General features: G+C 62.6%; 6 protein-coding genes. 3 read left to right on the top strand and 3 right to left on the bottom strand.

The annotated features are described in order from the left end of the window. On the top strand, positions 1 to 514 hold a 514-nt coding region (locus WBV42_RS18510; RefSeq protein WP_423987337.1), incomplete at its 5' end, for a heterodisulfide reductase-related iron-sulfur binding cluster. A 20-nt stretch (positions 515 to 534) separates the two neighbouring features. Here the strand turns inward: WBV42_RS18510 and WBV42_RS18515 are convergent. Beyond that, positions 535 to 1167 (bottom strand): hypothetical protein, encoded by a 633-nt coding sequence (locus WBV42_RS18515; RefSeq protein WP_423987338.1) that lies wholly within the window; start codon positions 1165 to 1167, stop codon positions 535 to 537. Positions 1168 to 1280: 113 nt separating this feature from the next. Between WBV42_RS18515 and WBV42_RS18520 the strand changes: the two genes are divergently transcribed. Together WBV42_RS18520 and WBV42_RS18525 are read left to right on the top strand one after the other, a co-directional pair. Next, positions 1281 to 1850, top strand: coding sequence for a cupredoxin domain-containing protein (locus tag WBV42_RS18520; protein ID WP_423987339.1), 570 nt, complete (start codon positions 1281 to 1283; stop codon positions 1848 to 1850). Positions 1851 to 1930: 80 nt separating this feature from the next. Beyond that, on the top strand, positions 1931 to 2242 hold the full coding sequence (locus WBV42_RS18525) for a hypothetical protein (protein WP_423987340.1): 312 nt from the start codon (positions 1931 to 1933) through the stop codon (positions 2240 to 2242). Here WBV42_RS18525 and WBV42_RS18530 read toward each other — a convergent pair. Next, positions 2223 to 2339 carry a rubrerythrin-like domain-containing protein gene (locus tag WBV42_RS18530; RefSeq protein ID WP_423987341.1) on the bottom strand — a complete coding sequence of 39 codons (117 nt, stop codon included), beginning with the start codon at positions 2337 to 2339 and terminating at the stop codon, positions 2223 to 2225. The genes WBV42_RS18525 and WBV42_RS18530 overlap by 20 nt on opposite strands. Positions 2340 to 2380: 41 nt before the next feature. After that, a partial coding sequence (locus WBV42_RS18535) for a DUF368 domain-containing protein (protein WP_423987342.1) occupies positions 2381 to 3301 on the bottom strand: 921 nt, incomplete at its 5' end.

Genomic DNA, 3301 nt, shown 5'->3' on the forward strand with positions numbered 1-3301 from the left:
GCAGGGGTACGACGTCATCTGTTCGTGTACGTCCTGTTCGATGTCGCTCCGGCAGGAGTACCCGGAACTCTACTCGTTCGACGGCACCGAGAAGGTCTCGTCGAACACCTACGAGGCGCTCGAATACCTCCGTGTCAACGAGGACCTAGACGGCGCGCTCGCGGAGTCGTCGGTTCCGGAGTCCGAGTTCGGAACGCTGTCCTACCACGCGCCGTGTCACGCCAGGAATCAGGGACTCGCCGGACAGGCCGTCGAACTGCTGTCGGCGCTCGACGGCACGGATCCGGTGGACGTTGGCGACTCCTGTTCCGGCATCAGCGGCACGTACGGCTGGAAGGAGGAGAAGTACGACAAATCCATGAAAATCGGCGAGGAGATGTTCGAGCACATGGAGGACGCCGAGGGCGAAACCGGCATGACCGAGTGTCCGACCTGCGCGATGCAGATGGAACACGGGACGGGCTACGATATTCGCCACCCGCTGGAAGTGCTGGACGCGGCGCTGGTCAGTTGAAGTGTAGGATACGGCGCTGGTCAGTTGAACTCGCGCTGAATCGTCTCACCCTTTTCCTCGGTGGTGTCCTGCGGACGGCGTTGCATGTGTGCGCGCACGTCGTCGAACAGGGCGTCGGGCGCGTCGTTCGCACGGTAGCGGATCGACTTCCCGCTCGTCAGTTCGAGTCGCACGTACGGCCGTTCGTACTGTATCGAGGAGAGCCACTCGTAACGGATTTCGGTGACGTCGTTCCTGACGTACGGAATCCGACGTTTCATATCGACGCCCTCGTGAAACGCGACCGACTCGTCGCCGACGAGGGCGTGGGTCGTGAAGTATCGCTCGTCCGGTTTCACCCACAGCGACGTACCTGAACTGTAGTTCAACGTGTAGCAGGTCCCGTGGGACCGGTCGTCCCGTAGCTCCTCGGCGATCCGTTTCGTGTACTCCGCGTGGTCGTCGAGGAGGGTCCAGTACGTCCGGTCTACCTCCTTCGTCCCGGTGTACCACAGGCCGAGTCCGATCAGTGCACCGACGGCGAGACTGGCAAGGGTCGGGTTCGCAACGACGAAGAGGCCCCCGAGGATGACGCCGAGCAAAATCCCGGCGAAGGGTCGCCAGCCGAGCCACCACAGGAGCGTGCTCACCTCTCCCACTGTGTCCTCGCTCATCGTGACGAGTACACTCCTCACCGCTGAATAGTTTTTTGTACGGACATTCGAGCCGGGATTCGGGACCCTGAACCTTCTTGCCGGTTCCCGTCGTGAACGAAGTAGGGGGTACGATGTCACGACAGCAAACGAGGACCCAGACGAGGCGAGCCTTTCTCACGACGATGGCGGCGGGGACCGTCGCCGCCGCGAGCAGCGGTACCGCCGATGCACAGGGGACGAAGACCATCAAACTCGGCGGCGAAGTCATGGGCTGGCAGGGACAGCAACCGTCCAGCATTTCCGGGAAGAAGAACCCGACATTGAAGTTCAAGGCCGGGCAGAAGTACGAGGTCATCTGGACGAACCTCGACGGCCAACCGCACAACTTCCAACTGCTGGACTCCTCGGGGAACGTCATCAAAGGGACGGATAGAATGTCGCAAAAAGGAGCAACGCAGTCGCTGACGTTCACCGCCACGCCCGAGATGGTGAAGTACCGCTGTCAAGTACATCCGACGACGATGGTCGGGAAGGTGCAGATTCCGGGCGCGAAAAAGGAAGCGACGAGTTCGAACGCGAACATCCCGGCCGACGCGTACGTCTTCGCCGCCGCGATCATCCTCGCGGTCTTCTCGCCGCTGCTCTTCGCGTTGCTGTTGATGCGGGTCGGGACCGATGATGGGGTGCGACCGTCGGGGTAGCCACGCGACTACGAATGGTACTGTTTCACACAGTGTCGCTTCGGAGGAACGCTTTTGTGGAGAGACGGTAGTGTTCAGACATGTTTGACTCCCTCTACCACGAAATCGAGATAATCGAGCGGACCCATCGGGTTCTCCTTCTCGTCGGGGAACACGGTCCGATAGGGATTCGACGGCTGTCGCGGACCGCCGAACGGGAACACCACGAGATCCGTGCGTCCCTTCGGCTTCTGGAGGAGGAGGGATACATCGAATCGACGCCGGACGGCGCAGTCACGACCGCCGATGCCGGGAATTATCTGATCGAGGTGGCCGACGACATCGACGCCGTAACGGACAGCCTCGATTCGCTCCCCACCCTCCCGAAGGAAGTTACTCGCGCGGAACGCTGACGTTTCGCAACTCGGCACCGCAGTCCGGGCATTCGCCCGGGTGCCGGAGCGCGCTCACGCGGTTACCACACTGTTCACATTCGTATGTCGCGGTCATCGAGCGCCCTATGACATGCAGTAAGTTAACGTTTGTCCCACTCAGTAGTCGAGGTCGTCGGTGGTGTAGTCGAGCAGGAGGACGGCACCCCCACCGACGAGCGCGGCGACGATTGCAGCGCCGAGTACCGTCGGCGTCCACGCGAACGACGCCGACGAGAACGTCTTCTCGACGGGGTAGCGAAGCGCCCCGACCATCAGGCTGACGAGGAACGTCAGCGTCGCCGCCCGGTAGTGTTCGAGCGCCCACGACACGATTCGGGAGATGGTCAACAACCCGACGAGCGCACCGATCATGAACGTCACCACGACCGCGCCGGGTGTGACGACGGACGCGATCGATCCGCCGTCGAGGAGGCCGACGAGCGCGTCCTTGAACCCGTGTAGGCTCTCGGAGAGGTAGTTGTACTGCCCGAGGAGCATGAGGATGAGCGCCCCGGAGACGCCGGGGAGGATCATCGCGCTGATGGCAACCATCCCGGTCACGAAGACGAACGGAAGCGGCGTCGCGCCGGTCGCCGATTCGGTCGCACCGGCGATGAGGAACGCGATGGCGAAGCCCGCGACGGCGGCACCGACTTGCCCCGGCGTGTTAATCGACACCTCGCTGTAGAGGACGATGGCCGACGCGGCGATGAGGCCGAAGAAGAAGCCGTAGAGGATCACGGGATGATGCTTGCTTCCCCACGTGACGGCACCCGTCACCGCCACGACTGCCGTTGCGATTCCCGCACCCAGTGCGAGGAGAAACGGGAGATCCATCTCCGAAAGCATCCCGCGGACGGCTGCGCGCTCGTCCGGGTCGTACGCTCGAAGGATGCTCGGCACGATTCGTGGGTCGAAGGACGCGACGGCGGAGATAAGCCGTTCGTAGATTCCCGTGATGAGGGCGATCGTTCCGCCGGAGACGCCGGGGACCGCGTCGGCGGACCCCATGCAGACTCCTTTCAGGTAGATAGTCAG

Source organism: Haladaptatus sp. (assembly GCF_049589095.1).
In the GTDB taxonomy this organism is placed as follows: domain Archaea; phylum Halobacteriota; class Halobacteria; order Halobacteriales; family Haladaptataceae; genus Haladaptatus.